Source organism: Cellulosimicrobium funkei (assembly GCF_004519295.1).
GTDB lineage: Bacteria > Actinomycetota > Actinomycetes > Actinomycetales > Cellulomonadaceae > Cellulosimicrobium > Cellulosimicrobium funkei.
Window position 1 is genome coordinate 37,993 of sequence record NZ_SOZH01000008.1, and the last position, 26,642, is coordinate 64,634.

At 73.8% G+C, this 26,642-nt stretch carries 20 protein-coding genes; 5 read left to right on the plus strand and 15 right to left on the minus strand.

Annotated elements, in window-relative coordinates:
* Positions 1 to 82: 82 nt before the first annotated feature.
* The 6 genes from ccsB to E1O70_RS13835 form a co-directional block, all read right to left on the minus strand.
* Positions 83 to 1,117: a c-type cytochrome biogenesis protein CcsB gene (gene ccsB / locus E1O70_RS13810; protein WP_061269144.1), complete on the minus strand. Its 1,035-nt coding sequence runs from the start codon at positions 1,115 to 1,117 to the stop codon at positions 83 to 85.
* Positions 1,114 to 3,054 (minus strand): cytochrome c biogenesis protein ResB, encoded by a 1,941-nt coding sequence (gene resB / locus E1O70_RS13815; RefSeq protein ID WP_082774793.1) that lies wholly within the window; start codon positions 3,052 to 3,054, stop codon positions 1,114 to 1,116. The genes ccsB and resB overlap by 4 nt, the downstream gene beginning before the upstream one ends.
* A gap of 1 nt (position 3,055) precedes the next feature.
* Positions 3,056 to 3,850 carry a cytochrome c biogenesis CcdA family protein gene (locus E1O70_RS13820; RefSeq protein WP_061269149.1) on the minus strand — a complete coding sequence of 265 codons (795 nt, stop codon included), beginning with the start codon at positions 3,848 to 3,850 and terminating at the stop codon, positions 3,056 to 3,058.
* Between the two features lie 56 nt (positions 3,851 to 3,906).
* Complete coding sequence (locus E1O70_RS13825) at positions 3,907 to 4,482, minus strand: TlpA family protein disulfide reductase (protein ID WP_061269150.1); 576 nt, start codon at positions 4,480 to 4,482, stop codon at positions 3,907 to 3,909.
* Between the two features lie 211 nt (positions 4,483 to 4,693).
* Positions 4,694 to 5,365, minus strand: a complete 672-nt coding sequence (locus E1O70_RS13830) for a histidine phosphatase family protein (protein ID WP_043655743.1) — start codon at positions 5,363 to 5,365, stop codon at positions 4,694 to 4,696.
* 71 nt (positions 5,366 to 5,436) lie between these two features.
* Positions 5,437 to 5,964 carry a MarR family winged helix-turn-helix transcriptional regulator gene (locus tag E1O70_RS13835; RefSeq protein ID WP_082774794.1) on the minus strand — a complete coding sequence of 176 codons (528 nt, stop codon included), beginning with the start codon at positions 5,962 to 5,964 and terminating at the stop codon, positions 5,437 to 5,439.
* A gap of 162 nt (positions 5,965 to 6,126) precedes the next feature.
* Between E1O70_RS13835 and E1O70_RS13840 the strand changes: the two genes are divergently transcribed.
* Positions 6,127 to 6,678, plus strand: coding sequence for a YceI family protein (locus tag E1O70_RS13840; protein WP_009862579.1), 552 nt, complete (start codon positions 6,127 to 6,129; stop codon positions 6,676 to 6,678).
* 120 nt (positions 6,679 to 6,798) lie between these two features.
* Here the strand turns inward: E1O70_RS13840 and E1O70_RS13845 are convergent, their stop codons facing one another.
* Positions 6,799 to 7,473 (minus strand): redox-sensing transcriptional repressor Rex, encoded by a 675-nt coding sequence (locus E1O70_RS13845; RefSeq protein ID WP_021482510.1) that lies wholly within the window; start codon positions 7,471 to 7,473, stop codon positions 6,799 to 6,801.
* Between the two features lie 56 nt (positions 7,474 to 7,529).
* Entirely contained in the window at positions 7,530 to 7,820 is a 291-nt protein-coding gene (locus E1O70_RS13850; RefSeq protein ID WP_043655753.1) for a glutaredoxin family protein, read from the minus strand.
* Positions 7,821 to 7,869: 49 nt separating this feature from the next.
* Between E1O70_RS13850 and E1O70_RS13855 the strand changes: the two genes are divergently transcribed.
* Positions 7,870 to 8,742: an HAD family hydrolase gene (locus tag E1O70_RS13855; RefSeq protein WP_076403236.1), complete on the plus strand. Its 873-nt coding sequence runs from the start codon at positions 7,870 to 7,872 to the stop codon at positions 8,740 to 8,742.
* A 94-nt stretch (positions 8,743 to 8,836) separates the two neighbouring features.
* Here the strand turns inward: E1O70_RS13855 and E1O70_RS13860 are convergent, their stop codons facing one another.
* Positions 8,837 to 8,935, minus strand: a complete 99-nt coding sequence (locus E1O70_RS13860; RefSeq protein WP_003792170.1) for a 30S ribosomal protein bS22 — start codon at positions 8,933 to 8,935, stop codon at positions 8,837 to 8,839.
* 185 nt (positions 8,936 to 9,120) lie between these two features.
* Complete coding sequence (locus E1O70_RS13865; protein WP_061269145.1) at positions 9,121 to 10,347, minus strand: acetoin utilization protein AcuC; 1,227 nt, start codon at positions 10,345 to 10,347, stop codon at positions 9,121 to 9,123.
* A gap of 210 nt (positions 10,348 to 10,557) precedes the next feature.
* On the opposite strand from E1O70_RS13865, the gene E1O70_RS13870 reads away from it, so the two are divergent.
* Both E1O70_RS13870 and E1O70_RS13875 read left to right on the plus strand, forming a co-directional pair.
* Positions 10,558 to 11,934, plus strand: a complete 1,377-nt coding sequence (locus E1O70_RS13870; RefSeq protein ID WP_021483424.1) for a TrkH family potassium uptake protein — start codon at positions 10,558 to 10,560, stop codon at positions 11,932 to 11,934.
* 172 nt (positions 11,935 to 12,106) lie between these two features.
* Positions 12,107 to 12,811: a potassium channel family protein gene (locus E1O70_RS13875; protein ID WP_061269154.1), complete on the plus strand. Its 705-nt coding sequence runs from the start codon at positions 12,107 to 12,109 to the stop codon at positions 12,809 to 12,811.
* 434 nt (positions 12,812 to 13,245) lie between these two features.
* Here the strand turns inward: E1O70_RS13875 and E1O70_RS13880 are convergent, their stop codons facing one another.
* Positions 13,246 to 13,848: an ArsR/SmtB family transcription factor gene (locus E1O70_RS13880; protein WP_174526036.1), complete on the minus strand. Its 603-nt coding sequence runs from the start codon at positions 13,846 to 13,848 to the stop codon at positions 13,246 to 13,248.
* 77 nt (positions 13,849 to 13,925) lie between these two features.
* Between E1O70_RS13880 and E1O70_RS13885 the strand changes: the two genes are divergently transcribed.
* Positions 13,926 to 15,251, plus strand: a complete 1,326-nt coding sequence (locus tag E1O70_RS13885) for an MFS transporter (RefSeq protein WP_061269157.1) — start codon at positions 13,926 to 13,928, stop codon at positions 15,249 to 15,251.
* A gap of 58 nt (positions 15,252 to 15,309) precedes the next feature.
* Here the strand turns inward: E1O70_RS13885 and E1O70_RS13890 are convergent, their stop codons facing one another.
* The 4 genes from E1O70_RS13890 to E1O70_RS13910 all read right to left on the minus strand — a co-directional run bounded on the left by E1O70_RS13890 (position 15,310) and on the right by E1O70_RS13910 (position 26,562).
* Entirely contained in the window at positions 15,310 to 16,005 is a 696-nt protein-coding gene (locus E1O70_RS13890; RefSeq protein WP_061269155.1) for a hypothetical protein, read from the minus strand.
* A gap of 281 nt (positions 16,006 to 16,286) precedes the next feature.
* Positions 16,287 to 18,863, minus strand: a complete 2,577-nt coding sequence (locus E1O70_RS13895; RefSeq protein WP_128957552.1) for an immunoglobulin-like domain-containing protein — start codon at positions 18,861 to 18,863, stop codon at positions 16,287 to 16,289.
* Between the two features lie 122 nt (positions 18,864 to 18,985).
* Positions 18,986 to 23,923: a family 43 glycosylhydrolase gene (locus tag E1O70_RS20460; protein WP_061269181.1), complete on the minus strand. Its 4,938-nt coding sequence runs from the start codon at positions 23,921 to 23,923 to the stop codon at positions 18,986 to 18,988.
* A gap of 224 nt (positions 23,924 to 24,147) precedes the next feature.
* On the minus strand, positions 24,148 to 26,562 hold the full coding sequence (locus tag E1O70_RS13910) for a family 43 glycosylhydrolase (RefSeq protein WP_061269180.1): 2,415 nt from the start codon (positions 26,560 to 26,562) through the stop codon (positions 24,148 to 24,150).
* Between the last annotated feature and the right edge of the window lie 80 nt (positions 26,563 to 26,642).

A 26,642-nucleotide genomic window follows, 5' to 3' on the forward strand; every position in this document is an offset into this window, starting at 1 on the left:
CATGACACAAGGGGGCCGCCGTCCGGATCGGACGGCGGCCCCCTTCGTCGTGCGGCGCCGTGGTGTGCTGCACGGCGGCCGGTCAGTCGCCCGGGTTGAGGCCCGAGTACGAGTGCTTGCCGTTGAACAGCAGGTTGACGCCGGTGAAGTTGAAGAGCACGCACGCGTAGCCGACGATCACGAAGTACGCCGCACGACGTCCGGACCACCCGCGGGTCGTGCGCGCGTGCAGGTAGGCCGCGTAGACGATCCAGACGACGAAGCTCCAGACCTCCTTGGGGTCCCAGCCCCAGTAGCGTCCCCACGCGTGCTCGGCCCAGATCGCCCCGCCGATGATCGTGAACGTCCACAGCACGAACGCGACCGCGTTGAGCCGGAAGCTCAGCGCCTCGAGCTGGAGCGCGCCCGGCGTGGAGTCGAGCCAGCGCCACCCGCGGGCCCCGAGGAACGCGTTGCCCGAGTCGCGCGAGTCACGCAGCAGCTGGAGCACCGAGGTGACGAACGCGACGGTGAAGATGCCCGTCGCGATGATCGCGACCCCGACGTGGATGACGAGCCAGTAGGACTGGAGCGCCGGCTGCACGCCCGTCGCGACGACGAAGAACGCGTTCTGGGCGAGCACGAGGAACAGGACCGACAGCCCCGTGACGAACGAGCCCAGGAAGCGCACGTCGCGCTTGAGGGAGACGGCGAGGAACGCCGCGAGCGCGACGAACGTGCCCACGAGCGTGAACTCGTACATGTTGGCCCAGGGGGTGCGCCCGGCCGCGATGCCGCGCGTGACGATCGCGACGAGCAGCAGCGCGGTACCGAGCCACGTCAGCGAGACGCCGATGTTCGCGGCCTTGCGCGACGGCGACGCGGCGTCCGCCGGGTCCGCCTCGACGGCGCCCGTCGTGCCGGGCCCGTACGGGGAGGCCGACGAGGCGCCCGCGGCGGCGAGCACCTCGGCGCGGTCCGCGGTGCGCTCGCGCGCGTCGTCGGCCCGGGCGTCGGCCCGTTCGAGGTCCGCGCGGCCCGCGAGGCGCGCGAGGTCGATCGCGAACGCGACGAGCGCGACGGTCAGCGCGGTCGCTGCGGCCCAGACGAGGTCCTGGCTCAGCTCGGCGAGGGTCATCGGTCAGCCTTTCGTGCGCGGTCGCGCGAGGTCGGGTCCTGTGCGGGACGCCCGGTGGGGCGGGTGCCGTCCGCCGGGGCACGCCCCGGCGACGAGGTGAGGTCGCCCTCGTCCGATGGTGCCACGCCCGGGAGCGCGGCGAGAAGCGAGTCGACCTCGCCCTGCAGCCCGGCGTCGTCGCCCCGGGCGAGCCCCGCGACGGCGACGACGGTCCGCTCGCGCGGTGCGTCGTCGTCGCCCGTGCCGGGCACCTCCTCGCGCCACGCCCGAACCCAGACGCGGCGGCGGGGCGTGAAGAGCGAGACGGCGAGGCCCAGCAAGGCGCCGAGCGAGAAGACGAGCACCCAGGTCAGCGACGGGTCGTGCCGCAGGTCGAGGGCCACGTAGCGCGGCAGGGAGTCGAACGTGATGGTGCCGAGCCCGTCGGGGAGGTCGACGGTCTCGCCGGGCGCGACGAGGATCTTCACGCGCTCACCGTCCTCGTCGACCGACGGCGTGAGGTCGTCGGTGTCGAGGCGGTAGACGTTCTGGGGCAGGCCCTCGTCGAGGCCCAGGTCGCCCCGGTACACCTCGAGCACGAGGAGCGGGTTGATGGGCTGCGGGTAGATCGAGGCTGCCGTCTCGCCGTCCTCGCTGATCTCGGCCGTCGGCAGGAAGTACCCGACGAGCCCGATCTGGTCGAGGCCGTCCGACACGTCGGGCACCTTGATGACGCCGCGCGACGTGTACATCGTGTCCTCCGGGAGGAACGGCACGCGGCCCGAGAACGCGGTCTCGCCGTCGGCGTCGCGCACCGTGACCTCGGGCGCGAACCCGTTGCCCTGGAGGTAGATCTTCGCGCCGCCCGCGGTGAGCGGGTGGTTGACCTTGATGGTCTCCTCGTGGCGGGCGCCGTCGGGGTCGCGCACCGTGACGAACGCCGTGAAGTCGCGCGACTGGGCGAACGCGGCGGCGTCGGCCGCGAACTCCGACTCGAACGCGTCGAGCGTCATGGAGAACGGGACGAGCGACGACGGGCGGAACCAGGCCCCGTTCTCGAACGTGTCGTAGTCGACGACCGCGTTCGCGAACCCGCGGCCCTCGGTGACGATCGCCTGGCCGCGGTAGTGCAGGAGCTGGCCGGTCGCGACCGCGACGAGCAGCCCGACGAGCGACAGGTGGAACAGCAGGTTCCCGCTCTCGCGCAGGTACCCGCGCTCCGCGGAGACCGTCCGCGCGGCGGGCCGCGCGGCGGCGCGTCCGCGGGCGGGCGTCGCGTCCTCGGCGCCGGTGTCGACGCGGAAGGTCGGGAGCCAGGCCAGGCGTCCGCGCAGGTGCGTGCTCGCCGCCTCGACGACCTCGTCGGGCGTCGCGTCCGTGACGGCCCGGCCCTGCGCGGGGAACCGGTCGAAGCGGCGGGGCGTGCGGGGCGGTCGGGAGCGGAGCGCCTGCAGGTGCGCCTTGGTGCGCGGCAGGATGCACCCGACGAGCGAGACGAACAGCAGGATGTAGATCGCCGAGAACCACACCGACGCGTAGACGTCGAAGAAGCCGAGCCGGTCGAGCCACTCCCCCGTCGTGGGGTTCTCCTGGAGGTAGCGCAGCACCGCCGCCGGGTCCTGCGGGCGCTGCGGCAGGACCGACCCGGGCACCGCGGCGACCGCGAGCAGCATGAGGAGCATGAGCGCGACGCGCATGCTCGTGAGCTGGCGCCACGTCCAGCGCAGCGCACCGCGCCACCCGAGCGACGGGAGCGCCGGGCCGCCGTCGCCCCCCGCGCCGCCCTTCCCGCCCGACGGCGTCCGCTCCCCCGGGCCGTCGCCCGCGGTGAACGCGTCGTCGATGCCCTCGGGGCGGTAGCCCGTCCGCACAGTCGTGCCGGCCTTCTCGGCCTTCTCGACCTGCTCGACCTGCTCGGCCTGCTCGCTGTTCCCGGGCTCCCCGGTCCGCCGGCTCATCTCACACCACCGTCACGTATCCGCCGATCCAGCCCTGCAGCGACGTCGTCCACGTCGTCCACAGGCCCGTGACCAGCGCCAGACCGATGAGCACCAGCAGCCCGCCGCCGATCCGCATGATCGCGAGACGGTGCCGGCGCAGGAACCCGAGCATGCGCTGCGAGCTCTGCAGCCCCAGCGCGATGAGGAGGAAGGGCACGCCCAGCCCGAGGCAGTACGCGACGCCGAGGATCGCGCCGCGCCCCGCCGACGCCTCGCTGAGCGACAGCGCCTGGACGGCGACGAGCGTCGGGCCGAGGCACGGGGTCCACCCGAGCCCGAACACGATGCCGAGCAGCGGCGCCCCCCACAGCCCGGCCTGCGGGCTCACGTGCAGGCGCCGCTCGCGCTGGAGGAAGGGCAGCGCGCCGAGGAACGCGAAGCCCATGAGGATGACGACCACGCCGAGCACGCGCGTGATGACGTCCTCCCAGCGGACCAGGTGCACGCCGATCGCGCCCGCGGCGAACATGAGCGCCACGAACACGAGCGTGAACCCGGCGACGAACAGCCCGACGCCCGCGAGCACGCGGCCCCGGCTCGGTGCCGCGACCCGGGTGGCCGTCGTCGTGCCCCCGGACGCCTTGCCCCCGTCGCCGGTGGTGGCGGCGGCCATGCCCGAGACGTAGCCGACGTACCCCGGCACCAGCGGCAGCACGCACGGGGACGCGAACGAGACGAGGCCCGCGATGACCGCGACGGGCACCGCGAGCAGCATCGAGCCGCTCCACACGGTCGTCGCGAAGGTGTCGCCGATGCTCGACGCGGCGCCCGCGGGGACCGCGGCGGCGAGGGGCGTGAGGACGGGCACGGTCAGCTCTCGGCGAGGACGTCGTCGACCAGGGCGGTGAGCGTCGAGCCCTCGACGAGCCCGATGACGCGCGCCGCGACGCGGCCCTCGCGGTCGAGCACGACGGTGGACGGCACGGCCTGGAGCGGGACGGTGCCCGAGAGCGCCGCGACGACCTCGCCGGACCGGTCGTCGATCGACGGGTAGGGGACGTCGAACCGGCGCTGGAACGCCTGGGCGGCGCCCGCCTCGTCGGTCGTGTTGATCCCGAGCACCTGCACGCCGTCGTCGGCGCGGTCGTTGGCGAGCGCCACGAGGTCGGGCGCCTCGGCCCGGCACGGCGCGCACGCCGCGTACCAGGTGTTGAGCACGACGACGTCCCCGAGCCACGCGCTCGTGTCGACCTGCTCGCCCTCGTAGTCCGTGCCCGTGAGCGCGACGACGTCGCCGCGCTCGTCGGCGTCCCACGTGCGGACCGACCCGTCGCCCGAGACGAAGCCCTGCCCCACGACGTCGGTCGAGGCGCCGGAGTCCTGGGCGCACGCCGCGAGACCGAGGGTCGCGGCGAGCACGACGGCGCCCGTCAGCGCACGGCGCACGGGTCGCCGACGCGACGGCAGGGCAGCGGCCCGCGCCTCGACGGAGAGGGGGCGCGCGGCACGCGCGCGCGAGTCGGCGGTCACGACGGCATCACGGGACGCACCCTGCCCGCGCTTCCTGAACGGGACCTGAGAGACGTGACCTCCGCCACGCCCGAACCGTGCAGTTCGGGCGCGACGGCCGTGGCGACAGCGCTGGACATGACCGACGTCACGCCCCGGAGACGGTCGCCGCGCCCGGGAGGAGGTCCGCGACCGGCTCGGTGTAGTGCAGGCCGACCAGGCGGTCGTCCTCGAAGTGCAGCGACGTGAGCGACGCGAGCGAGCACTCGCGCTTGCGCGGGTCGTGCCAGAGCCGGCGGTTCTCGAAGCTCAGGCGCGTGAGCCACACGGGGAGCTGGTGGCTGACGAGCAGCGCCTCGTGCCCGGCCGCCTTGTCCCGCGCGTCGGCGACGGCGGCCCGCATGCGCGCGACCTGCTCCACGTACGGCTCGCCCCACGACGGGCGGAACGGGTTCCACAGGTAGGGCCAGTGCTGCGGGTGCCGCAGCGAGCCGTCCCCGACGCCGAAGGTCTTGCCCTCGAAGTGGTTCGCGGCCTCGATGAGCCGCTCGTCCGTGCCCAGCTCGAGGCCGAACGCCTCGGCGGCGGGCGTCGCGGTCTCCTGCGCGCGCTGCAGCGGCGAGGCCACGACGACCGTGAGGTCGGCGCGGGGGCGCGACGTGCCGTCGGGCCCGGGCTCGCCCGCGAGGTGCGCGGCGACGCGGCGGGCCATCTCGTGGCCGCGCTCGGAGAGGTGGTAGCCGGGGATCCGGCCGTAGAGGACGCCGTCGGGGTTGTGGACCTCGCCGTGGCGCAGGAGGTGGACGATGGTGGAGACCATGCCCACCAGTGTCCCGCACTCGGGGCGAGCGCACGCCACCGCGGGCCGGCGCGACGGGCCGGGACGGGTGGTCAGGCGTCGCGGTCGGCCTTGCACGCCTCCGCGACGGCCGCCATCGCCTCGCCCAGCGCCCGGAACTGCTCCGGCGTGAGTACGTCGACCAGGTACCGGCGCACGGCCGCGACGTGGGCGGGCGCCGACGCGACGAGCACGCGGTAGCCCTCGCTCGTCATCGCGCAGTTCACGCCGCGGCGGTCGCCCGAGCTCGCGGAGCGCCGGACCAGGCCGCGCGCCTCCATGCGCGCGACGGTGTGCGTCACGCGGCTGCGCGAGCGGGCGAGCCCGTCCGCGAGCGCCGACATGCGCAGCGTGTGGTCGGGGCTCTCGGAGAGGCGCACGAGCAGCTCGTACTCGTTGAGCGACACCTCGGACCGTTCCTCGTGGTCACGGCCGAGCGCCTCGATGAAGCGCACGGTCCCGTCGAGGTACGCGCGCCACAGGCGCTGCTGCTCCGCGTCGAGCCAGCGCGGCTCGGCGGCGGGGGCGGCGGGGGTGCGGACGGTGCTCGCCGTCGGGGTGTCGACGTCGTTGCGGGTCATGGGTCCTCGGCGGTGCGGGAGGGGCTGGGGGCGTGGGGGGTCGGAACATTGTTCCACCCCACGGGAATAGACGGACCGAGGGGTGCTGTTGATACGCTCGTTCCGAAGTTGAACGTTCAACCACTTGGTCCGCCAGGACCCCGACCACCCGCAGGAGCACCCATGGCCTCGTCGCTGCCCGCCGGCCTCACCGCCGGCACCTACGCCCTCGACGCGTCGCACTCGCAGGCGTCGTTCACCGTCCGCCACGCCGGGATCTCGAAGGTCCGCGGCACCCTCGCGATCACCGACGGCACGATCACCGTCGGCGACGACCTCGAGTCGACGTCCGTGACCGCCCAGCTCGACGCCGCGTCCGTGAGCACGGGCGACGAGAACCGCGACAACCACCTGCGCAGCGCCGACTTCTGGGACGCGGAGAACAAGCCGACGTGGACGTTCACGTCGACGCGCATCACGGGCGACGGCGACGACTACGTCGTGGCCGGCGACCTGACGATCAACGGCGTCACCAAGCCGGTCGAGCTCGAGACGGAGTTCGCGGGCACCGCGACCGACCCGTTCGGCAACCCGCGCGCCGGCTTCGAGGCGACCACCGAGATCTCGCGCAAGGAGTTCGGCCTCACCTGGAACGCCGCGCTCGAGACGGGCGGCGTGCTCGTCGGCGACAAGATCAAGATCGCGCTCGACGTCTCGGCCATCAAGCAGGCCTGACCGTCGTCCCGGGCACGTCCCGGGCGAGACCGGCGCCCTCCGGCAGGGGTGCCGCCCCGAGGGGCCGCGTGCACCGGCACGCGGCCCTTCGTCGTCCCCGGGCCCGGGCGCCGGGGCCGCTCAGCGCTCCTGCGACGCCGCGAGGGCGCGGGCCTGCGAGTGGAACGCGAGGATCTGCAGCTCGCTGCCCACGTCGACGCCGCGCACGTCGACGTCCGCCGGGACCTGGAGCGCGCGCGGCGCGAAGTTGAGGATCTCGCGCACCCCCGCCGCGACCACGCGGTCCGCGACCGCCTGGGCGTGCGCCGCAGGGGTCGCGAGGACGACGATCGACACCTTCTCGCGCTCCACGACCTCCTCGAGCGCGTCGACGTGCTCGACGACGAGGCCCGCGGCCCGCGTCCCGACGACGTCCGGCGACGCGTCGAGGAGCGCCGCCACGTGGAAGCCGCGCTGCTCGTAGCCCGAGTAGTTCGCGAGCGCGTGCCCCAGGTTGCCGATCCCGACGATCGCGATGCGGTGCTCGTCGACGAGGCCCAGGGCCTCGGTGATGTACTGCGCCAGCGAGTCGACGTCGTAGCCCACGCCGCGCGTGCCGAACGACCCGAGGAACGACAGGTCCTTGCGCAGCTGCGCCGGGCCCACGCCGGACAGCTCCGCGAGCTCGACCGACGACGTCGTCCCGACGCCCCGCGCCACGAGGTCCCGCAGCGCGCGCAGGTAGGACGGGAGCCGCGCCACCGTCGCGCTCGGGATCCCCGGCGCCGTCACCTCACCGACTACCTGCTCAGCCACCGTCACTCCGTCGTCCAGGGACCGTCCTCGTCGACGGTCACGCTCCACGGGAGGAATCATCCCAGGTCCGCGCGCGGCGCCGAAATCCGGGCCACCGCACGCGCCAGCCGGCGCGCGTCCACGCGCCAGAACCCCTGCTGCACCCCGCCGACCGTGACGACCGGCACGTACTCGCCGTACTGCTCGCGCAGCGCCGGGTCGGTGCCCGGCGCGTCCAGGTCGACCTCCGCCCACGCGACGCCCGCCTCGGCGCACACGTCCTCGACGACCGTCCGCGCGTCGTCGCACAGGTGACAGCCCGCGCGACCGAACAGCAGGACGGGGGCGGGGGCGTCGGAGGTGCTCACGCCTCCCAGGGTACGAGGCCCCGGCGGCCCGACCGCCTAGAGTGGAGGCATGGCGACGTCTCCCGGCCCGGGCCCCGACCCGACCTCCCGGCCGACGCTCCCCGAGGAGGCGCCCGCGCGCGCCCCCGGGCCGCCGCACCGCACCGCCGCGTTCTTCGACGTCGACAACACGATCATCCGCGGCGCCTCGTCGTTCCACCTCGCGCGCGCCCTGTACCAGCGCGAGTTCTTCTCGACGCTCGACATCGTGCGCTTCGCCGTGCACCAGGCCCGTTACCTCGTGTTCGGCGAGAACAAGCAGCAGATCGACCGCATCCGGTCGCGCGCGCTCGCGCTCATCGCCGGGCGCTCCGTCGCCGAGGTCACCGCGATCGGCGAGGAGGTCTACGACACCGTCCTGTCGCTGCGCATCTACCCCGGCACGCGCCGCCTCCTCGACGAGCACCTCGCGGCCGGCCACCAGGTGTGGCTCGTCTCCGCGACCCCCGTCGAGATCGGCGAGCTCATCGCGCGCCGGCTCGGGACGACGGGCGCGCTCGGCACCGTCGCCGAGCACGAGGACGGCTTCTACACGGGACGGCTGGTCGGCGACATGATGCACGGCCGCGCCAAGGCCGCCGGGGTGCGAGCGCTCGCCGAGCGCGAGGACATCGACCTCGAGGCGTCGTACGCGTACGGCGACTCGCTCAACGACGTCACGATGATGGAGGCCGTGGGGCACCCGTGCCCCATCAACCCCGACGCCCGCCTGCGCCGCCACGCGCAGGACGTCGGCTGGCCCATCCGCGAGTTCCGCGGGCGGCGGCGCCGCGTCGCCCGCAGCAGCGTCCGCACCGCGAGCTGGGCCGGCGCCGCCTGGGCCGCCGCGCTCGTCCTGCGCTCGGTGCGCCGCGCCGTCGACCGGCGCATCGCCCGCCTCTGACCCCGCCCGGGCCACGCCCGGAGACGCGTCGAGCCCGGTCCCTCGGGAGGGGCCGGGCTCGACGACGGGTCGGCGCGTCAGGACGCGCGCGACGTCACTTCTTGTTGCGACGCTGGTGACGCGTCTTGCGAAGCAGCTTGCGGTGCTTCTTCTTGGCCATGCGCTTGCGGCGCTTCTTGATGACGGAGCCCATACGGTCCTCGCAATGCTCGAGCGGCGTGTCGGTCGGCGACCGGTCGACCGGCCGCGGGTGGTCCACGGTTGATCGGGGCCCCGGCGACCACGAGGGCGCCGCAAGCCGACCAACACGAGAGAAATCCGCCCCCTAGCCTACCCGCTCGCGCCCGTGCCCCGGTACGCGACCGGTCGCGGAGCGTCTCAGTCGAAGTGCGCGTCGAGGCCCAGCAGCGGGAAGACGGCCCGGCGCGTGGCCGCGACGGCGCGGTCGACGTCGTCGTCCGGGTCGTACCCGCTGCTCCACCGCCGGACCTCGACCTCGGGCCCGAACGCGAGCGGCGCGTCGAACCCGGCGACCTCCGCGACGCGCTCGCGCCACGCCGCGGGCAGGGGCACGCCCGCGGTGACGGGCCGGTGCACGACCTCCCCCACGACGGCCGACCACACGAGCGGCACGACGCGCGCGATCGCGTACCCGCCCCCGCCGAGCGCGAGCCACCGCCCGTCGGTCAGCTCGTGCGAGAGCCCGTGCATCCAGGTCGTGGCCGTGCGCTGCGCGTCGACGGACACGTCGAGGTCGGACAACGGGTCCTCGCCGTGCGCGTCGCACCCGTGCTGGGTGACGAGCACCTCGGGACGGAACGCGCGCAGCACGGGCGGCACGACGGCGTCGACCGCGCGCAGCCAGCGGGCGCCGTCGGTGCGGCGCGGGAGCGCGACGTTGACCGCCGTCCCCTCGGCGCCGGGGCCCCCGAGGTCGGTCGGGTGGCCCGTCCCCGGGAAGAGCGTCGCGCCGCTCTGGTGGACGGAGACGGTGAGGACGCGCGGGTCGTCCCAGAACGCCTCCTCGACGCCGTCGCCGTGGTGGGCGTCGAGGTCGACGTACGCGACGCGCTCGACGCCGTCGTCGAGCAGGCGCCGGATCGCGACGGCCGCGTCGTTGTAGACGCAGAAGCCCGACGCCGCGCCCGCCTTCGCGTGGTGCATGCCGCCCGCGACGTTCACCGCGTGCCGGGTGCGGCCCGCCGCGATCTCGCCCGCCGCCTCGTACGAGCCCGCGACGATCCGCGCGGCGGCCTCGTGCATCCCACGGAAGACCGGGTCGTCCTCGGTGCCGAGGCCTCGGGCCGGGTCGGGCGTGCCGTGCTCGGACGCCGCGCGCACCGCCGCGACGTACGCGGGCTCGTGCACGAGCTCGAGCACGTCGTCGGGCGCGGGCTCGGGCCGCACGACCCGCAGGTCCGCGTCGTCGTCGAGCAGGCCGAGGGCGCGCACGAGCCCCATCGTCAGGTCGAGCCGGGCCGGCGCCATCGGGTGGCCGGGACCGAAGTCGTAGCCGAGGAGCTCAGGGCTCCACACGACGCAGGCTCCGGGCGCCGCAGCCGCCCCGGTCGGGGCGGGCGACGACGTCGGGTCGGTCGTGGGCATGGCTCACGGTAACGCCCGACGGCGCGCCCCCGCCCCACCGACCGCGCGCCGGACCGCGCGAAGCCGCCGGTCCGGGCCTCCGCCGGGTCTCCGCGAGCCCCCGGTGCGGCGTCCGGGCCCGCGAGCGGGCATGATGTCCCGGCGCCGGAGCGGCGACATGACGGGCCACCGGGCCCGTGGCAGAGTGGCGCGAGTGGTGAGGGAGGCTCCATGCCGACGAGCATGACCGGGCGCCTGTTCAGGGGGCGGGAGATCGTCGACCGCCTCGCCCGGCAGTCCCCCGCCCGCCTCGCCGTCACCGTGTTCGCCGCCGTCATCGCCGTCTTCACCGCGCTGCTCATGGCGCCCTGGGCGACGGCGAGCGGCCGGTCCGCGCCGTTCGTCGACGCGTTCTTCACCGCCACGTCCGCCGTGTGCGTCACCGGTCTCGTCGTGGTCCCCACGGGGACCTACTGGTCGGGGTACGGGCAGGTCGTCATCCTGCTGGGCATCAAGATCGGCGGCCTCGGCGTCATGACGCTCGCGTCGATCCTCGGCATGGCCGTGTCCCGGCGCATCGGCCTCACGCAGAAGCTCCTCACCGCGTCGGAGACGAAGACGACGCGGCTCGGCGAGGTCGGCTCGCTCGTGCGGGTCGTCATCATCACCTCGACGTCGCTCGAGCTCCTCATCGCGCTGCTCCTGCTGCCGCGGTTCGTCGTGCTGGAGGAGACGTTCGGCGAGGCCGCGTGGCACGGCATCTTCTACGGCATCTCCGCCTTCAACAACGCGGGGTTCATCCCGACGGAGCACGGCCTCGCCCCGTACGTCGGCGACTGGATGCTGTGCCTGCCGATCATCCTCGGCGTGTTCATCGGGTCGCTCGGCTTCCCCGTCATCCTCAACGTCATGCGCAACCGCCGCCGCGCCTCCAAGTGGAGCCTGCACACCAAGCTCACCCTCACGACGAGCGCAGCGCTCGTCGTCGTGGGCACGGTGCTCTTCGCGGCCGTCGAGTGGGGGAACCAGCGGACCCTCGGCCCCCTCGACCTCGGCGAGAAGCTGCTCGCGTCGCTCTTCGCGGGCGTCATGCCGCGCTCCGGCGGCTTCTCGACCGTGGACACCGGCGGCATGCACGAGGCGAGCTGGCTCATCACCGACGCGCTGATGTTCGTCGGCGGCGGCTCCGCGTCGACCGCGGGCGGCATCAAGGTCACGACGCTCGCCGTCATGCTCATCGCCATCGTGTCCGAGGCGCGCGGCGACCGGGACATGGAGGCGTTCGGGCGGCGCATCCCGCGCGACACCCTCCGGCTCGCGGTCGCGGTGTCGTTCGTCGGCGCGACGGCGGTGCTCCTGTCGAGCCTGCTCCTGCTGGAGATCACCGGCGAGACGCTCGACGTCATCCTCTTCGAGACCATCTCCGCGTTCGCGACCGTGGGCCTGTCGACCGGCATCACGCCCGACCTGCCCGACGCCGGGAAGTACGTCCTCATCGCGCTCATGTTCGTCGGGCGCACGGGCACCATGACGTTCGCCGCCGCGCTCGCGCTGCGCGACCGCCGCCGCATCGTGCGCTACCCCGAGGAGCGCCCCATCATCGGGTGAGCAGCCCCGCCCGGCGGCGCGACCGCCGTCGGGCCGGACGCGACCGCCGCACGAGACCTGACCGACACCCCACCGCACCAGCGGACCGACGAAAGGCCCCACCGTGACCGACCCGTTCACCCGCGCCGCCGACGGGAAGGACGGCGCGTCCGCGGACCCCGTCGCCCAGCGCATCGTCGAGCGCGGCCGCGCGGAGCGCGCGCGCCGGGACGAGGCGAAGGCCCCGCGCAAGGACGCGGGCGTCCTCGTCATCGGCCTCGGCCGCTTCGGGACGGCGATCGCCGCGACCCTGGACCGCCTCGGCCAGGACGTGCTCGCCGTCGAGCGCGACCCCGACCTCGTCGCCCAGTGGAGCGGGCAGCTCCCGCTCGTCGAGGCCGACGCCTCCAACCCGGTCGCGCTCGAACAGCTCGGCGCGCGCGACTTCCCCGTCGCGGTCGTGGGGGTGGGCACGTCGCTCGAGGCGAGCGTGCTCATCACCGGCAACCTCGTCGACATGGGCACGCCCCAGATCTGGGCCAAGGCGATCTCGGCGGAGCACGGGCGCATCCTCCAGCGCATCGGCGCGCACCACGTCGTGTTCCCCGAGGCCGACGCCGGCTCGCGCGTCGCGCACCTCGTCTCCGGGAAGCTGCTCGACTACATCGAGGTCGAGGACGGGTTCACGATCGTCAAGATGCGGCCGCCCCGCGAGGTGCAGGGGTTCACGCTCGCGCAGTCGAAGGTGCGCGAGCGGTACGGCGTCACCGTGATCGGCGTGAAGTCGCCCGGCGAGGAGTTCCTCTACGCGACCCCCGAGACCCGGATCAGCGCGAACGACCTGCTCATCGTGTCGGGTCACGCCGACCTCCTGGAGCGGTTCGCCGCTCGGCCCTGAGGGTCGGGTCGTATCGGGTCGCGTCGGGTTCACAGCCCGCGGGTCAGGTCCGCGGTGGGGTCGGACCGTGCGCTCGGACTGGCGCACCGTCGCCCTGGTCTTCCGGGCGAATGTCTGAGGAGTGCGCCTTGACGTCCTTCGCGCACGGTCCGACCCCACCGCTCGTCCTGGCCGTCGCCCTGGTCCTCCGGGCGGAGGTCGAAGGAGTGCGCCTTGACGTCCTTCGCGCACGGTCCGACCCCACCGCTCGTCCTGGCCGTCGCCCTCCGTCCCGTGGTCCGGGTCCGGGTCCGGTGGTCGCGCGCAGTCGGTCTGGCGCTGTCGTGCCACGCGGGGCCCGACGTTCCCGCCACGGGAGCCCAGAGCTGTCGTGCCGCGTGGGGCCGCACCGTACGGTCCTCCCGCGCGGTCTCACCGACCTCGGCCGGTCGGGGTCAGGAGGGTGGGCGGTGCAGGACGAAGAGGCCTCGGTGCAGGGGGCGGTCGTGGCGGTCGGCGTCGGTCGCGACGTACTCGTCGAGGACGGCGAGGATGCGGCGGTCGAGCTCGGCGACGTCGTCGTCGGAGAGGTGCAGGTAGAACGCCGCGGACGTGGTGACGGCGTCCGGACCGGCGGCGAGGGCGTCGTCGAGCGCCGCGGCGACGGGGCCGAACCGCGCGCCAGGCGCGGCGTCGCGCAGCGGGTCGTCGAGCCACCACGTGGCACCCGTGGCGCGGTAGGGCCGCTCGAGCGCCCCGCCCGCCCCCGTGCGGACCTCCGCAGGCTCGAGCAGCCCGGCGCGCACGAGGAGCCGGACGTGGTGCAGCGCCGTGCCCGGCGGGACGCCGAGGTGGTCGGCGAGCTCCTTGTTCGTCATCTCGCGCGTGCCGCACTGCCGCACGATGCGCTGGCGCAGCGGGTGCGCGAGCGCCTTCGCCTCGAGGGCGGTGGGCGGACGACGGCCCGAGACGTCGGGGGCGCGCGGCCCGGGGGCGGGCCCGGCGCCGGGGTCCGGGATCGACTGCGGAGTCGGCTCCAGGGTGGGCTCGGGGGTCATGGGCTCATCGTACGGACCTCCGATCGAGAGTGCTCGATCGATTGGGGTTTCTCGATCACTGTGCCATGCTGGACGACATGGCCTCTCGCCCCGGGCGCCGCCACCCCGCCGCCGCACCGCTCGGTGCGCCGTTCCGGCGCCTGTGGGCCGCGTCCACCGTGTCGAACCTCGCCGACGGGGTGCTCAAGGTCGCGCTCCCGCTCGTCGCGGTCCGGTACACCGAGTCGCCGGCGCTGGTCGCGGGGCTGACGTTCGCCCTCACGCTCCCGTGGCTGCTCTTCGCGCTGCCCGCGGGCGCGCTCGCCGACCGCCTGGACCGGCGGCTCGCGATGGTCGGCGCCAACGTGGCGCGCGCGGTCCTCGTGGTCGCGCTCGCGGCCGTCGCTCTCGTGCCCGACGCCGGGGGCATCGCCGTGCTCTACGTCGTCGCCTTCGCCGTCGGCGTCACGGAGACGCTGTACGACACCTCGGCGCAGTCGATCCTCCCGCAGGTCGTGCCGCGCACCGCGCTCCCCCGCGCCAACGGGCGCCTCTACGCGGCGGAGCTCACCGCGAACCAGTTCGTGGGGCCGCCCCTGGGCGGGCTGCTCGTGGCCGCGGGCGCCGCCGTCGCGTTCGGCGTCCCCGGAGCGCTCTGGGCGCTCGCCGTGGTGCTGCTGCTCGGGCTCCCGGGCACGTACCGGACGGTGCGCGCGACCCGCACGACGCTGCGCGCGGACGTCGCCGAGGGCCTGCGGTTCCTGTGGCACGACCGCATCCTGCGCACGCTCGCGATGATGGTCGGCGGCATCAATTTCGCGAGCAACGCCGCGTTCGCGGTCTTCGTGCTCTACGCCGTCGGCCCCGACTCGCCCCTCGGCCTGTCCGAGCCGGCGTACGGCGTGCTCCTCACCGCGACGGCGGTCGGGGCGTTCGCGGGGTCGTTCGTCGCCGAACGCGTCGTCGGGACGATCGGGCGTGCGCGCTCCCTCGCGCTGACGATCCTCGGCACGGTCGCCCTCGTCGGCGTCCCCGCGGTGACGACGAGCGCATGGGTGATCGGCGCCGTCTTCGCGGTCGGCGGTGCCGGGATCGCCGTGTGGAACGTCGTGACGCTGTCGCTGCGCCAGCGCATCACGCCCGACGCCCTGCTGGGCCGGCTCAACGCGTGCTACCGGCTCCTCGCCTGGGGGACGCTGCCCCTCGGCGCCGCCGTGGGCGGCCTGCTCGGCGAGCTCTTCGGCCTGCGCACGGTGTTCGTGGTCATGGCGGTGGTGTCCGGCGCGACGCTCCTGGGGATGCTCGTCGTCGACGACCGGGCGATGGACGCCGCGGAGGCTGCCGCGGACGCACGCGACGCCGACGCGCGTGCGGCCGAGGCCGCGCGGGCTGGCGCCGAGGCGGAGCCGCAGCCGGAGAGCTGACCCTGCGGGCGCGCCGGAGGGGCGCGCCGACGAGGTGCGCCCGGAGAGGTGCGCAGGCTCAGGCCGCGCCGTCCCTGCCTGCCCGACGGCGCAGCGCCGCCCCGGCCAGGACCGCCGCCCCGGCCAGCGCCGCGGCGAGGCCCAGGCCCGCGCCCGTCGTCGCCAGGCCCGGGCGCGAGGAGCCCGGCCCGCCGCCCGCCGCCGCACCACCCGACCCGCCCGCTCTCCCGGGCCCCGCGGACGGCGTCGTCCCGGGCTCGTGCGGCTCGCCGGGGGCGGCGAGCACGAGGAAAGGCTCGGACACCACGTCGGCGCCGCCCGCCGTCGGCACGAGGCGCACGTGGTGCTCGCCCGGCGTCGTGCCGGCGGGGATCGTCGCGACGAAGAGGAACGCCCCGGCGGCGTCCGTCGTGACGGTGCCCAGGAGCACGGGATCGCTCTCGAGCCAGACCTCGTGGACGGAGTGCGGCGCGAGGCCGGTCCCGCGCAGCTCGAGCCTGCCGCCGACGACGAACGGCCCGGAGCCGACGACCGCCACGCGCGGCGCCGTCGGCGCCGCGCGCTCGGTGATCTCGACGCTGACGCGCACGCCGTCGGCGGGGTCCGTGACCGAGATCGCGACCGGGGTGGCGGCCGGGGCGGCGGCCGCTGCAGGGATGGTGGTCGGCGTCGTGGCGCCGGCCGTGCCCGCGGGCACGACGAGCGAGCCGGCGAGCACGAGGGCGGCGAGCAGCCTGCGGGTGGTCGTCGTCACGCGGGGAACCTCTTCGTCCGGCCCGGGGCGGGCACCGCTGGGTCGCCCCCGAACCCGACTGGACGGGCGTCCAGTTCACGGACATCCTGCCATCCTGGACGCTCGAACTGAACACCCGTCCAGTTTGTTCACCCACGCGACGCGCCCTCGTCGACAGGCGGGCACGGCTCGGCCCCCGCCGCTCCGCGGAGCGACGGGGGCCGAGCCCGGACCCGGGCCGTGCCGGCACACCACCCGGGGGTCCGGCACCCCGGCCCGGCCGAAGCCGGACCGGGGGACGGTCAGGCGCAGTCGAGCGCGTCGACCGCCGCCTCGCGCGTGGCCGTCACCTCCCGGCCGTCGAGGGTCGCCACGCCGGTCACCGCGACCGTGCCCGCCGGGACCGCCGTCGTGCGGGCGGCGAACGACTGGTACGCGTTCTTCCCCGGCGCGACGTCGGCGACCGTCTTCTCCCCGTACGGCGTCGTGAGCGTCAGCGTGACGGGGACGTCCTCCCCGTTCGTCGCGCGGACCGCGACGTACGCCTTGCCCGCGAGGCAGCGCGGCGCGACCTCGACCGCGAGGTCGAGCTCGGGCGCCGGCGGCTGCTCGCCGTACGCCGCGAGGAGCGCGGCGTGCTCGGCGGCCGTGATCGGCAGCACGGTGCCGTGGCGCGGGCTGCTCGGCAGGTGCGCGTCGACCGACGTCCACACGCCCGAGTCGAGGTCGGTGGACTCGAGCGGCAGGTAGCCCTGGCCGCCGTGGTAGCTCGGCTGGTCGACGAAGAGGTACCACTTCTCCTCGGTGTTCGACCTGAAGACGGTCGGCCCCTCGCCCGCGGTGAGCATGCCGCCCCACGGGTTGGGCTGGCCGTAGCCGATCTTCTCGGCGACGAGGTCCCACTCGGTCGAGCGCAGGTCCGTCGACTTCTCGAGGCGCGGGATCATGTACGCCTCGTCCTTGGTGAACCGGTAGTACGTGCCGTCGTGCTCGACGATCGACGAGTCGATCATCCCCAGCCCGTTGCCGCGCTTCTCGTCGATCCACACCTGCGGCTCGGAGAACGTCACGAAGTCGCGCGTCGTGGCGTACATCATGCGCTGGTAGGAGTCGGCGATGCGGCGGCCGTCGGTCGACGTCGTCGGGTAGAGCGCCGAGGCCCAGTAGACGATGTACTCGCCGCGCTGCGCGTCCCAGAACGCCTCGGGCGCCCACGTGTTGCCCGCGTACGCGCTCGACACCGTGACCATGCGCTGGTCGGACCAGTGCACGAGGTCGGTCGACTCCCAGATCATCAGCGCGCGCGACCCGCGTTCCTGCGCGTTGCCGAAGTCGTTGCCGCCGTAGATGCGCAGGTCGGTCGCGAGGAGGAAGAACCGGTCGCCCTCGGGCGAGCGGATGATGAACGGGTCGCGCAGGCCCTTCTCGCCGAGCGTCGACGTGAGCACGGGCTCGCCGTCGTTGAGCTCGACCCAGTCGAGCGGGTCGTTCCCGTTGCTCGCGCTGAAGTAGACCGACTCGCCGTCCGCGGTGCTCTCGCCCTCGAAGTACGGGAAGAAGTAGCCCTCGTAGTCGGCCGCGGCGGGCAGCGGGCGGACCGTCGCGTCGTAGGTGTGCGTCGCGGTCGCACCGTCCTTCGTCGCCGTGACGGTGAGCCGCACGACGGCGGCCGGCTCGCCGTGGGCGGGCCGCGTCACCTCGCCCGTGGCCGAGACGGCCGAGGGGTCGGAGCTCTCCCACGTGAGGGCGGAGCCGTTGGCCCCCTCCGCGGGCAGCGTGAGGTTGCCGCGCACGTCGTCGAGGTGCGGCACGACGACGTGGCTCGCGTCCCACGCCACGGCCTCGGCGGGCGCGAGGTGGGCCAGGACCGTGACGTCGATCTGCGCGGTGCGCGCGACCGCGCCGCGCGTGACGAGGGCCGTGAGGGTCACGGTCGCGTCGTCCTCGCCCGCGGCGGGCCGGGTGACCTTCCCCGTGGCGCTGACGACGCCCGCGTCCGACGACGTCCACGTGACGATCGAGCCCTGCGCCCCCGTGGTGGGCAGCACGAGGTCCGCGGTGACGGCGCTCGTGTCGCCGAGGTCGAGCGCGGCGAGGTCGGCGTCCGCGGCGGCCGTGGAGGTCCGGGCCGCGAGCTCGGCCGCCTCGGCCGGGCTCAGCGCACGGTCGTAGAGGCGGAAGTCGCGCACCTGGCCCTTGAGGTAGCGGTCGCCGGAGTAGAGCGAGCGGCCGACGTAGTTCGCGGTCGTCTGCCCGCCGCCGATCTGGCCCGGGTCGGTCGTGACGTTCGTGGCCTGCTTGACCTGCACGCCGTCCTCGTAGAGCGTCGCCGTCGTGCCGGAGAGCGTGTACGTGAGGGTCTTCCAGACGCCGCGCTGGAGGTTCGCGCCCTTGGTGACGGTCTGCTCGGTGGTCCAGCTCCCGGTCGCGATCGACGTGCGGTACGCGTTGCCGGTCGTGAACAGGTAACCGTTGCCGTTCGACCCGCTCGTGTTGCCGAGCCCGTAGACGAAGTACGGCGTGCCCTGGTCCTGGCTCACGAGCACGTCGAGGCTCACGGTGGCGTCCGTGAGGCCCGCGAGCAGGTGGTCGGGCAGGTCGACATAGTCGTCGGTCCCGTCGAGCGTCGTGCCGTCGGCCGTCGCCGTGCCGCCCACCACCGTGGCCGGGCCGAACGTCGAGCCCTCGGCGCGGTTCGCCGTCGTGCCGCCGGTCGTGCTCGCGGCGTCGAGCGGGTACCACGCGACGAGACCGTCGTCGGTGGGGCCGCCGACGTCGGCCGCGGCCGGCGCCGCGACGGCGGCGGCGAGCGTGGAGACGGCGAGCGCCCCCACCAGCCCGGCGGCGAGCGCCGAGCGTGCTCGGTGTATGGAAATCATGTCGTCCTCTCCTCGTCGAGATGCAGGTGTGTCGCGAGGTAGAGCCCCGGTCCCGCGAGGTAGAGGCGTGGTCGTGACCACGCCTCTACCTCGGCTCACCGGGGCTCTACCTCGGGGGGGCGTCAGCCGCAGGGGTGGGCGTCGTAGGCGATGTCGTAGGGCGTGGTGACCGGGGTGCTGTCGAGCACGGCCGTGCCGGTGACCGTCAGGGTGCCCGCCTGGACCGACGTCGCCCTCGTCGCGAACGACTGGTAGGCGTTCGCGCCCGGGGCGACGCCCGCGAACGTCCTCGTGCCGTACGGGGTCGTGAGGGTGACGTCGGCGGGCACGACGCCCGCGTTCGTCGCCCGCACCGCGACGTAGACCTTGCCCGCGAGGCACCGCGGGGTGGCCTCGACGGTCAGCTCGACCCGGGGCGCGGGGGCGACGTCGACCGGGTCCACGCTCTCGAGCGTCGGCACGACCTTCTGGATGAGGCCGTCCTCGCCGAACGTGAGGCGGTCGATCGTCGTCTCGCGGTGGGTCCCGTCGCCGCCGGGGATGGCGAACCGGTGGTACGCGATGTACCAGTCGTCCGTGCCCTCGACGTTGAGGATCGAGCTGTGCCCGGTCCCGAGGATGCCCTGCGAGGCGTCCTTCTCGAGGATCACGCCGCGGTACGTCCACGGGCCGTCGATGCTGTCCGACGTCGCGTAGCCGACGCGGTAGCTCTCCGAGCCCGTGTCGTCGATCGAGTACGTGAGGTGGTAGACGCCGTCGCGGTAGTTGAGGAACAGGCCCTCGCGGAAGTCGGTCAGGCCGGGGATGCGCCGCAGCGTGTCCTGCTTGATCGACGTCATGTCGTCGTCCAGCTCCGCCATGACCGGGCCGTTCGACGGCCCGCCGTTGCCCCACAGCAGCCAGTACTTCCCGGTCTCCGGGTCGCGGAACGCGGCCGGGTCGATGGCCTGGCCGGACGTGACCACCTCGCCGTTGGTGATCATCGCCGTCGGCTGCGCGGTGAACGGTCCCTCGGGGCTGTCGGCCACCGCGACGCCGATCGTCTTGCGGTCGTACGTCGGGTTGTGGCCGGAGAAGTAGAACCAGTACCTCCCGTCCCGCTCGATGATCGTCGGCGCCCACGCGTTGCCGGTCGCCCACGGGACGTTCCCGTTCGCGCCGTCGAGCGTGAGGAACGGCTGCTCCGAGCGCTCCCACGTCACGAGGTCGGTGGACTTCCAGACGTAGAAGTCCTTGCCGCCCCAGCCCGGCGTGCCGTCGGTCGTGGCGTAGAGGTAGAACGTGTCGCCGAACTGCGCGATGTTCGGGTCGGCGTACGTCCCGGGGAGTACCGGGCTGCCCATCTGCTTGGCCTGGACCGTCCACGTGCGCGACGACCCGTCCGGCCCGGTCACGGTGTACTCCACGGGCTGCGTGAGGTCCTGCACCGAGCCGTTCCCGGGCGTGACGGTCGCGCGCGGCGAGACCGTGAGGACCGGCGCGAGCGCGGAGACGTCCGTGCCCGGCACGACGGCGAGCGTCACGGTCGAGCTCGCCCGGTCGACGATCGCGGGGACCTTGAGCGCGTCGAGCTCGGCGCCCGTGACGGCCGTGTGGTCCGCCCCGACCTGGTAGACCTCGTCGGCCGTGAGCGCACGGTCGTAGACCCGGAAGTCGCGCACCGAGCCCTTGAGGTAGCGGTCGCCCGAGTACAGGGAGCGGCCGATGTAGTTGGCGAGCGTCGAGCCGTTCCCGATGTCCTTCGGGTCGATGGTGACGCCGGTCTGGCGGCCCACCTCGACGCCGTCCTCGTAGAGCACGGCCGTCGTGCCGGACAGGGTGTACGTGAGGTGCTTCCACACCCCGCGCTGGAGGTTCGCGTTCTTCGTGACGGTCTGCTCGGTGGTCCAGTTCCCCGTCGCGATCGACGTGCGGTACGCGTTGCCCGTGGTGAACAGGTACCCGTCGCCCGCCGTGCCGCTCGTGTTGCCGAGGCCGTAGACGAAGTACGGCGTCGCCTGGTCCGTCGCGACCTTGACGTCGAGCGCGACCGTGACGTCGGTGAGCCCGGCGAGCAGGTGGTCGGGCAGGTCGACGTAGTCGTCCGTCCCGTCGAGCCGGACGCCCTCCCCGGTGCCGGAGAAGGCCGCGCCGTTGGTCAGCGTCGCCGGGCCGAACGACGACCCGGGCGCGGTGTTCGCCGCCGCCGTGCCGCTCGTCTCGTCGAACGCGTACCGCACCACGAGGCCCGGCACGTCGGCCGTCACCTCGACCGCCACGTACGCGGTGCGCGACCCGTCGGCGGTCGTCGCCGTGACGAGCGCGTGGCCCTCGCCGACACCCGTCACGACGCCGTCGGCCGAGACCGCGGCGACGTCCGCGTCGTCCGACGCCCACGTGATCGCGCGCGCCGTCGCGTTCGCGGGCGTGACGGTCGCGGTGAGCTGCCGCGTGCCGCCGACGCCCACCTCGAGCGACTCGGGGGTGACGCTGAGGCCCTCGACGGGGACGACGTCGTCGGTCACGGTGACGACCGCGCGGGCGCGGACGCTCACCCCGCCGCCGAGCGTGCCCAGCACCTCGAACGAGCCCGCCTGCGCGTACGACGCCGGGTCGACCGCGTCCCACGTGACATCCGCCGAGCCCGTGGAGCCGTCGGCGAAGCGCGCCGTGACGCTCGCGGGCAGCACCGGCGCGGAGCCGGTCTGGACGGTCACGGCGACGTCCTCGACGGACTCGACGAACGCGTCGGGCTGGTACGTGCGCAGCAGGCGGTCGTACTCGGCCTGCGTCACGGGGAGCACCGTGCCGTGGCGCGGTCGCGACGGCATCTCGTAGTCGGTGGACATGGTCCACTCGGCCGCGTCGAGCGAGGTCGACTCGAACGGCACGTAGCCGCGGCCGCCGAACTCGTCGATGAAGAGGTACCACTTCTCCTCGGTGTTCGACTTGAAGATCGTCGGGCCCTCGCCCTGGTTGATCCCGCCGCCGAGCGAGTTCGCCTTGCCGATGCAGTCGGTGATGAAGTCGTAGTCCGTCGAGCGCAGCTCGGCCGCCTTCTCCGCGAGGATGAACTTGGAGCACGGCGTGGACGACGTGTTGTTCCGCTCGTCCTTGGTGAACCGGTAGTACTGGCCGTCGTGCTGCGTCACGGTCGAGTCGATGACCGAGTAGCCCGGGTCGACCCACACCTGCGCCTCGCTGAACGTCACGAAGTCGCGCGTCGTGGCGTACATCATCCGGTTGTAGGTGTTGCCGGTGTGGTCCGGGTCGTCCTCCGCGTAGAGCTTCGAGGCCCAGAACACGACGTACGCGCCGATCGTCTCGTCGTAGTACGCCTCCGGCGCCCACGTGTTGCCCGCGGTGTCGGGCGAGACCTGCACGAGGCGCTGGTCGGTCCAGTTCACGAGGTCCGTGGACTCCCACACCATGATCGACTTCGAGCCGGTGCGCTGGGACGCGTCCCAGTTCCCGTTGCCGTAGATCTTGAGGTCGGTGGCGATCTGGTAGAACTTGTCGCCCTCGGGCGAGCGGATGACGAACGGGTCCCGCAGGCCCTTCTCCCCCAGCTCCGACGTGAGGACGGGCTGGTTGTCGTTGAGGTTCTGGTACTTCAGCGGGTCGTTGCCCTGGCTGAGCCCGAAGTAGACCTGCTCGCCCGTGGCGGTGCCCTCGCCCACGAAGTAGGAGAACAGGTAGCCCGCGAGGTCCTCCTGCTCGGGCAGCGGCGGCACGTGCGCCGCGAGCTCGCGCGTGGCGGTGGCCGCGCCGACCGTCACCGTCGCGGTGAGGGCCACGGTCTCGGCGTCCTCGCCGTGCGCCGGGCGCGTCACCTCGCCCGTCGGGGTGATCGTGCCCGACGACGACTCCCACGTCACGCTCGCGCCGTGCAGCCCCGTGGTGGGCAGCGTGAGGTTGCCGCGCACGTCGTCGAGGTTCGTCACCTCGAGCGCGGCGGCCGCGGCGTCGGCCTTCGCCTGGTGGCCGTCGCCCGGCAGGACCGTGACGTCGAACGTGCGGGTCGCGGTCGCGCCGCGCAACGTCACCGTGGCGGTGAGCGTCGCGGTCGCCGGCTCGTCGCCCGCGGGGCGCGTCACCGCGCCGCTCGCCGAGACGACGCCCGCGTCGGAGCTCGACCACGCGACGGCGGAGCCACCGACGCCCTTCGCGGGGAGCACGAGGTCCGTGCCGACGGCGCTCGTGTCGCCCAGGTCGAGCGCGGCGGCGTCGGCCGTGACGGCGTCCTGCGCGGCGTCCGACGCGAGGTCGGCGACCTCCTGCGCGGTGAGCGCGCGGTCGTAGAGCCGGAAGTCCTTCATGCGCCCCTTGAAGAGGTTGTCGGCGGCGTAGGCCGACTTCCCGAGCGCGTTCGCGGTCGTGGTGCCGCCGCCGATCGCGCCGGGCGTGATCGTCACCGCGGTGTTCTGCCCGACCTGGGTGCCGTCCTCGTACAGCCGCGCCGTGCCGCCCGCGAGCGTGTAGGTGACGGTCTTCCACACGCCCCGCTGGAGGGCGCCCGCGGGGGTCTTGGCCGTGTTCTGCTCGCGGCCCCACGCGAGGTCGGAGATCGTCGCGCGGTAGTTCGCGTTGCCCGTCGAGAACAGGTAGCCGTTCCCGGACTGCGGGGTGCCGACCGCCGGGTTGCCGAGGGTGTAGAAGAAGTAGTTGCCGCTCAGCGACGTGTCGACCCACACGTCCGCGCTCACCGTCACGGCGTCGTAGCCGGCCAGGAGGTCGTCGGGCAGGTCCACGTGGTTCGCGCCGCCGAACGTGAGGCCCTGTCCCGCGCGCCACCCGCCGCCCGTGCCGACGAGCGCGGCGTCGAGGCCGTGGCCCGACGCGTCGTGCGCGACGGTGCCCTCGGTCTCGTCGAGCGGGAGCCAGAGCCGCAGACCGTCCGTGGTCGGCTCGGCCGCGACGGGGACCGGTGCGGGCGCCGCGGGCATAGGGCCGGCGGCCGCCGCGCCCACGGGCGCGAGCGGGGCGACGAGCGCGAGGCCGAGCAGCGCCGCGAGCGAGCGGCGTCGGCGTCGGGCGCGGGGCTCCGCGGGCGTCGGGGGTGGTTCGTGGCGTGAGGTCATCGGTGACTCCTCGTCGTCGTGCCCGGCGTCGGCGCCGGTCGCGGGTCCGCCGTCGGACGCGCGTGTGAACGCTAACATGTGAACGCAAACATGCCTAGGGACCCCGGGACCGACAACGATGTCGAAAAGCGCGTGAGGGCTCCCGGGCGCCCCCGGACGCCGACGGCGGCCCGCACCACCGGGTGGGGTGCGGGCCGTCGTCGGGCAGTGCTGGTCGTCCGGTGTCAGCCGCAGGACAGGTCGCCGTAGGCGGCCTCGTGCGCCGTCTCGACCGTGGCGCCGTCGAGCACCGCGGTGCCCGTGGCGGTCGCGACCCCGGCCGCGAGCGACGCGGACCGTGTGGCGAACGACTGGTACGCGTTCGCCCCCGGTGCCACGTCACGCACGACCCGCGTGCCGAACGGGGTGACGAGCTCGACGTCGGCCGCGACGTCGGCGAGGTTGGTCGCGCGCACCGCCACGTAGGCCTTGCCCGCGAGGCAGCGTGCGGAGGCGGTCACGTCGAGCTCGACGGCCGGGCCCGCGGCGTCGGCCGCGAACTCCCACGTGTCCACCTCGACGAGGTCGACGCCCGCGGGGCCGGCGAACGTGAAGTACACGTCGTGGACGCCGCTCACGCCCTCCAGTGCAGCGGTCACGTCCGCCCACTCGCCCACGAGGGTGTCGAGGTCGAGCGTGCCGACGACGGCACCCTCGCGGTCGTCGAGGCGCACCTCGACGGTGGCGCCCTCGACGAGCGGCTTGACGCGCGCCGTGACGCTCGCGGCACCGTCGCCGAAGTCGACCGACGACAGCGCCGACCAGTCGCCGGCGTCGACGTCGCGGACGACGAGGTTCGGCGCCTGGTCGCCGAACTGTGCCGAGCCGCCGTCGACCTTCGCGGTGGTGAGGCCCTGCTGCCACGCGAACGTCTCCGCCTCGAGCACCTGGAACGGGTCGAGGTCCTTGACCTGGTCCACGCCCGCGTAGTCGCCGACGACCTGCTGGACCGTGCCGTCCGCGTTGAACGTCAGCTCCTGGATGTGCGGGCTGCGGTAGCCCTGCGTGGTGCTGCCGTTGATGCGCTTGTTGAGCGTGGGCGCGTGGTACGTGAAGTAGTACCTGCCGTCCAGCTCGAACACCGACTGGTGGTTGTTGCCGCCCGTGCCCGCGCCGAAGAACTGCGACTGGTTCGGGAACATCACGCCGGCGTACGTCTCCTTGGGGAACGACATCGGGTCGTCGGAGATCATGTAGCCGATCTGCCCGCCGCCCGGGTACCCCGGGAGCGTGGCCTGGTTGCCGCCGAAGTCGTTGCCGCCGAAGTGCGACGAGTACGACAGGTAGTACTTCCCGTCGCGCTCGAAGACCTGCGCCGCCTCGAACGCCACGGGCGCGTCCACGACGGCCGCCGTGCCCTGCGTGGAGACCATGTCGTCGCCGAGCTCGATGACGCGGATGTTCTTCGGGTTGTTGAACCGCTCCGCCGCGGGCATCGACGTCGACGCCGGGCCGCCGCCGAAGTAGAGGTACGCCCCGTCGTCGGTGACGAGCGGCGCCGGGTCGAACTTCCAGGCCACGGCCTCGGCGCCCGGGGTGCGCCCGTCGATGAGCGTGCTGTCGCGCTCGCTCGTCCACGGCCCGAGCGGCGAGGCGCCCGTGATGACGTTCGACGACCCGCCGCCGTTGGCGTAGTAGAGGAAGTACTTGTCGACGCCGTCGACCGTCTTCTTCGCCATGCCCGGCGCCCACGAGTTGTTGGTGAAGGGCGCGACGCCCTGCGGCCCCGCGACCTGGATCTCGCCGTGGTCCGTCCAGTTCACGAGGTCCTCGGACGAGATGAGCGTGATCTGGTTGATGCTGCCGTAGTTGATCTGCGGCGAGACGCCCGTCACCGGGTCGGGCGCGTAGCCCTGGGTGTCGTTCGTCATGTACATGTACACGCGCCCGTCCTCGACGAACCCGAACCCGTCGGCCCCGAACTTGTGGGAGATGAGCGGGTTGTGCTCGCCGGGCAGCTTGCCGAGCACCTCGATCGTCTTCGAGGGTGGTCCGGGCGGGGCCGCGCCGACGACGGAGACGTCGTCGAGCACGAAGTCCATGAGGTGCGTCGCCGGGTCGGCCGACGGGTTGCTCGTCCACGGCGTCTCGAAGAACAGCCGCGCGGTGCCGACGTTCTGGTCGGCCGGGATCGTGAACCGGCCGTCGAACGTCGCCCACTGGCCCTTCGTCGCGGTGACGCTCACCAGGTTCGTGTACGACCCGCCGCCGTAGTGCATCGTGGCGAAGAACTGCTTGGCGGCCGGCGCCGCGGCGGCGTCGTAGCGGATCTTCGCGGTGAGCTCGTACGTCTCGCCCGCGCGGACCTTGCCGCTGAGGTCCTGCATCGGACCGGAGCCGGTCGTCGCGCGCTCGGTGGTCAGGGCCGCGGCCTCGCCCGCGAACGCCTGGTCGGTGGTCGACAGCACGGCCTTGTCGGTCGCGTTGCCGTTGTTGACGAACCAGCCGGTCGTGCCGTCCTCGAAGCCGCCGTTGACGACCAGTTCCTCGTCCGCGGCGTACGACGGCAGCGCGGCGAGCGACGCGGAGAGCAGCGTCACGAGCGCGGCCCCGGCGACGGCGCCGCGCAGGCGACGTCGTCTGCGGTGGTGCGTGTCCATGGATCCTCCTCGATCGATGTGGGTGTCCTGCGCGTCCGCGCGCCTCGCGCGGACGGTCGTGCCCGACGGCGGTCCCCCGC

What these genes read in the sequence shown, in the direction of transcription:
- ccsB (WP_061269144.1), bottom strand. Translation starts at nt 1,117, where the DNA reads ATGACCCTCGCCGAGCTGAGCCAGGACCTCGTCTGGGCCGCAGCGACC.
- resB (WP_082774793.1), bottom strand. Translation starts at nt 3,054, where the DNA reads ATGAGCCGGCGGACCGGGGAGCCCGGGAACAGCGAGCAGGCCGAGCAG.
- E1O70_RS13830 (WP_043655743.1), bottom strand. Translation starts at nt 5,365, where the DNA reads ATGGTCTCCACCATCGTCCACCTCCTGCGCCACGGCGAGGTCCACAAC.
- E1O70_RS13835 (WP_082774794.1), bottom strand. Translation starts at nt 5,964, where the DNA reads ATGACCCGCAACGACGTCGACACCCCGACGGCGAGCACCGTCCGCACC.
- E1O70_RS13840 (WP_009862579.1), top strand. Translation starts at nt 6,127, where the DNA reads ATGGCCTCGTCGCTGCCCGCCGGCCTCACCGCCGGCACCTACGCCCTC.
- E1O70_RS13855 (WP_076403236.1), top strand. Translation starts at nt 7,870, where the DNA reads ATGGCGACGTCTCCCGGCCCGGGCCCCGACCCGACCTCCCGGCCGACG.
- E1O70_RS13860 (WP_003792170.1), bottom strand. Translation starts at nt 8,935, where the DNA reads ATGGGCTCCGTCATCAAGAAGCGCCGCAAGCGCATGGCCAAGAAGAAG.
- E1O70_RS13865 (WP_061269145.1), bottom strand. Translation starts at nt 10,347, where the DNA reads ATGCCCACGACCGACCCGACGTCGTCGCCCGCCCCGACCGGGGCGGCT.
- E1O70_RS13870 (WP_021483424.1), top strand. Translation starts at nt 10,558, where the DNA reads ATGCCGACGAGCATGACCGGGCGCCTGTTCAGGGGGCGGGAGATCGTC.
- E1O70_RS13880 (WP_174526036.1), bottom strand. Translation starts at nt 13,848, where the DNA reads ATGACCCCCGAGCCCACCCTGGAGCCGACTCCGCAGTCGATCCCGGAC.
- E1O70_RS13885 (WP_061269157.1), top strand. Translation starts at nt 13,926, where the DNA reads ATGGCCTCTCGCCCCGGGCGCCGCCACCCCGCCGCCGCACCGCTCGGT.
- E1O70_RS13895 (WP_128957552.1), bottom strand. Translation starts at nt 18,863, where the DNA reads ATGATTTCCATACACCGAGCACGCTCGGCGCTCGCCGCCGGGCTGGTG.
- E1O70_RS20460 (WP_061269181.1), bottom strand. Translation starts at nt 23,923, where the DNA reads ATGACCTCACGCCACGAACCACCCCCGACGCCCGCGGAGCCCCGCGCC.
- E1O70_RS13910 (WP_061269180.1), bottom strand. Translation starts at nt 26,562, where the DNA reads ATGGACACGCACCACCGCAGACGACGTCGCCTGCGCGGCGCCGTCGCC.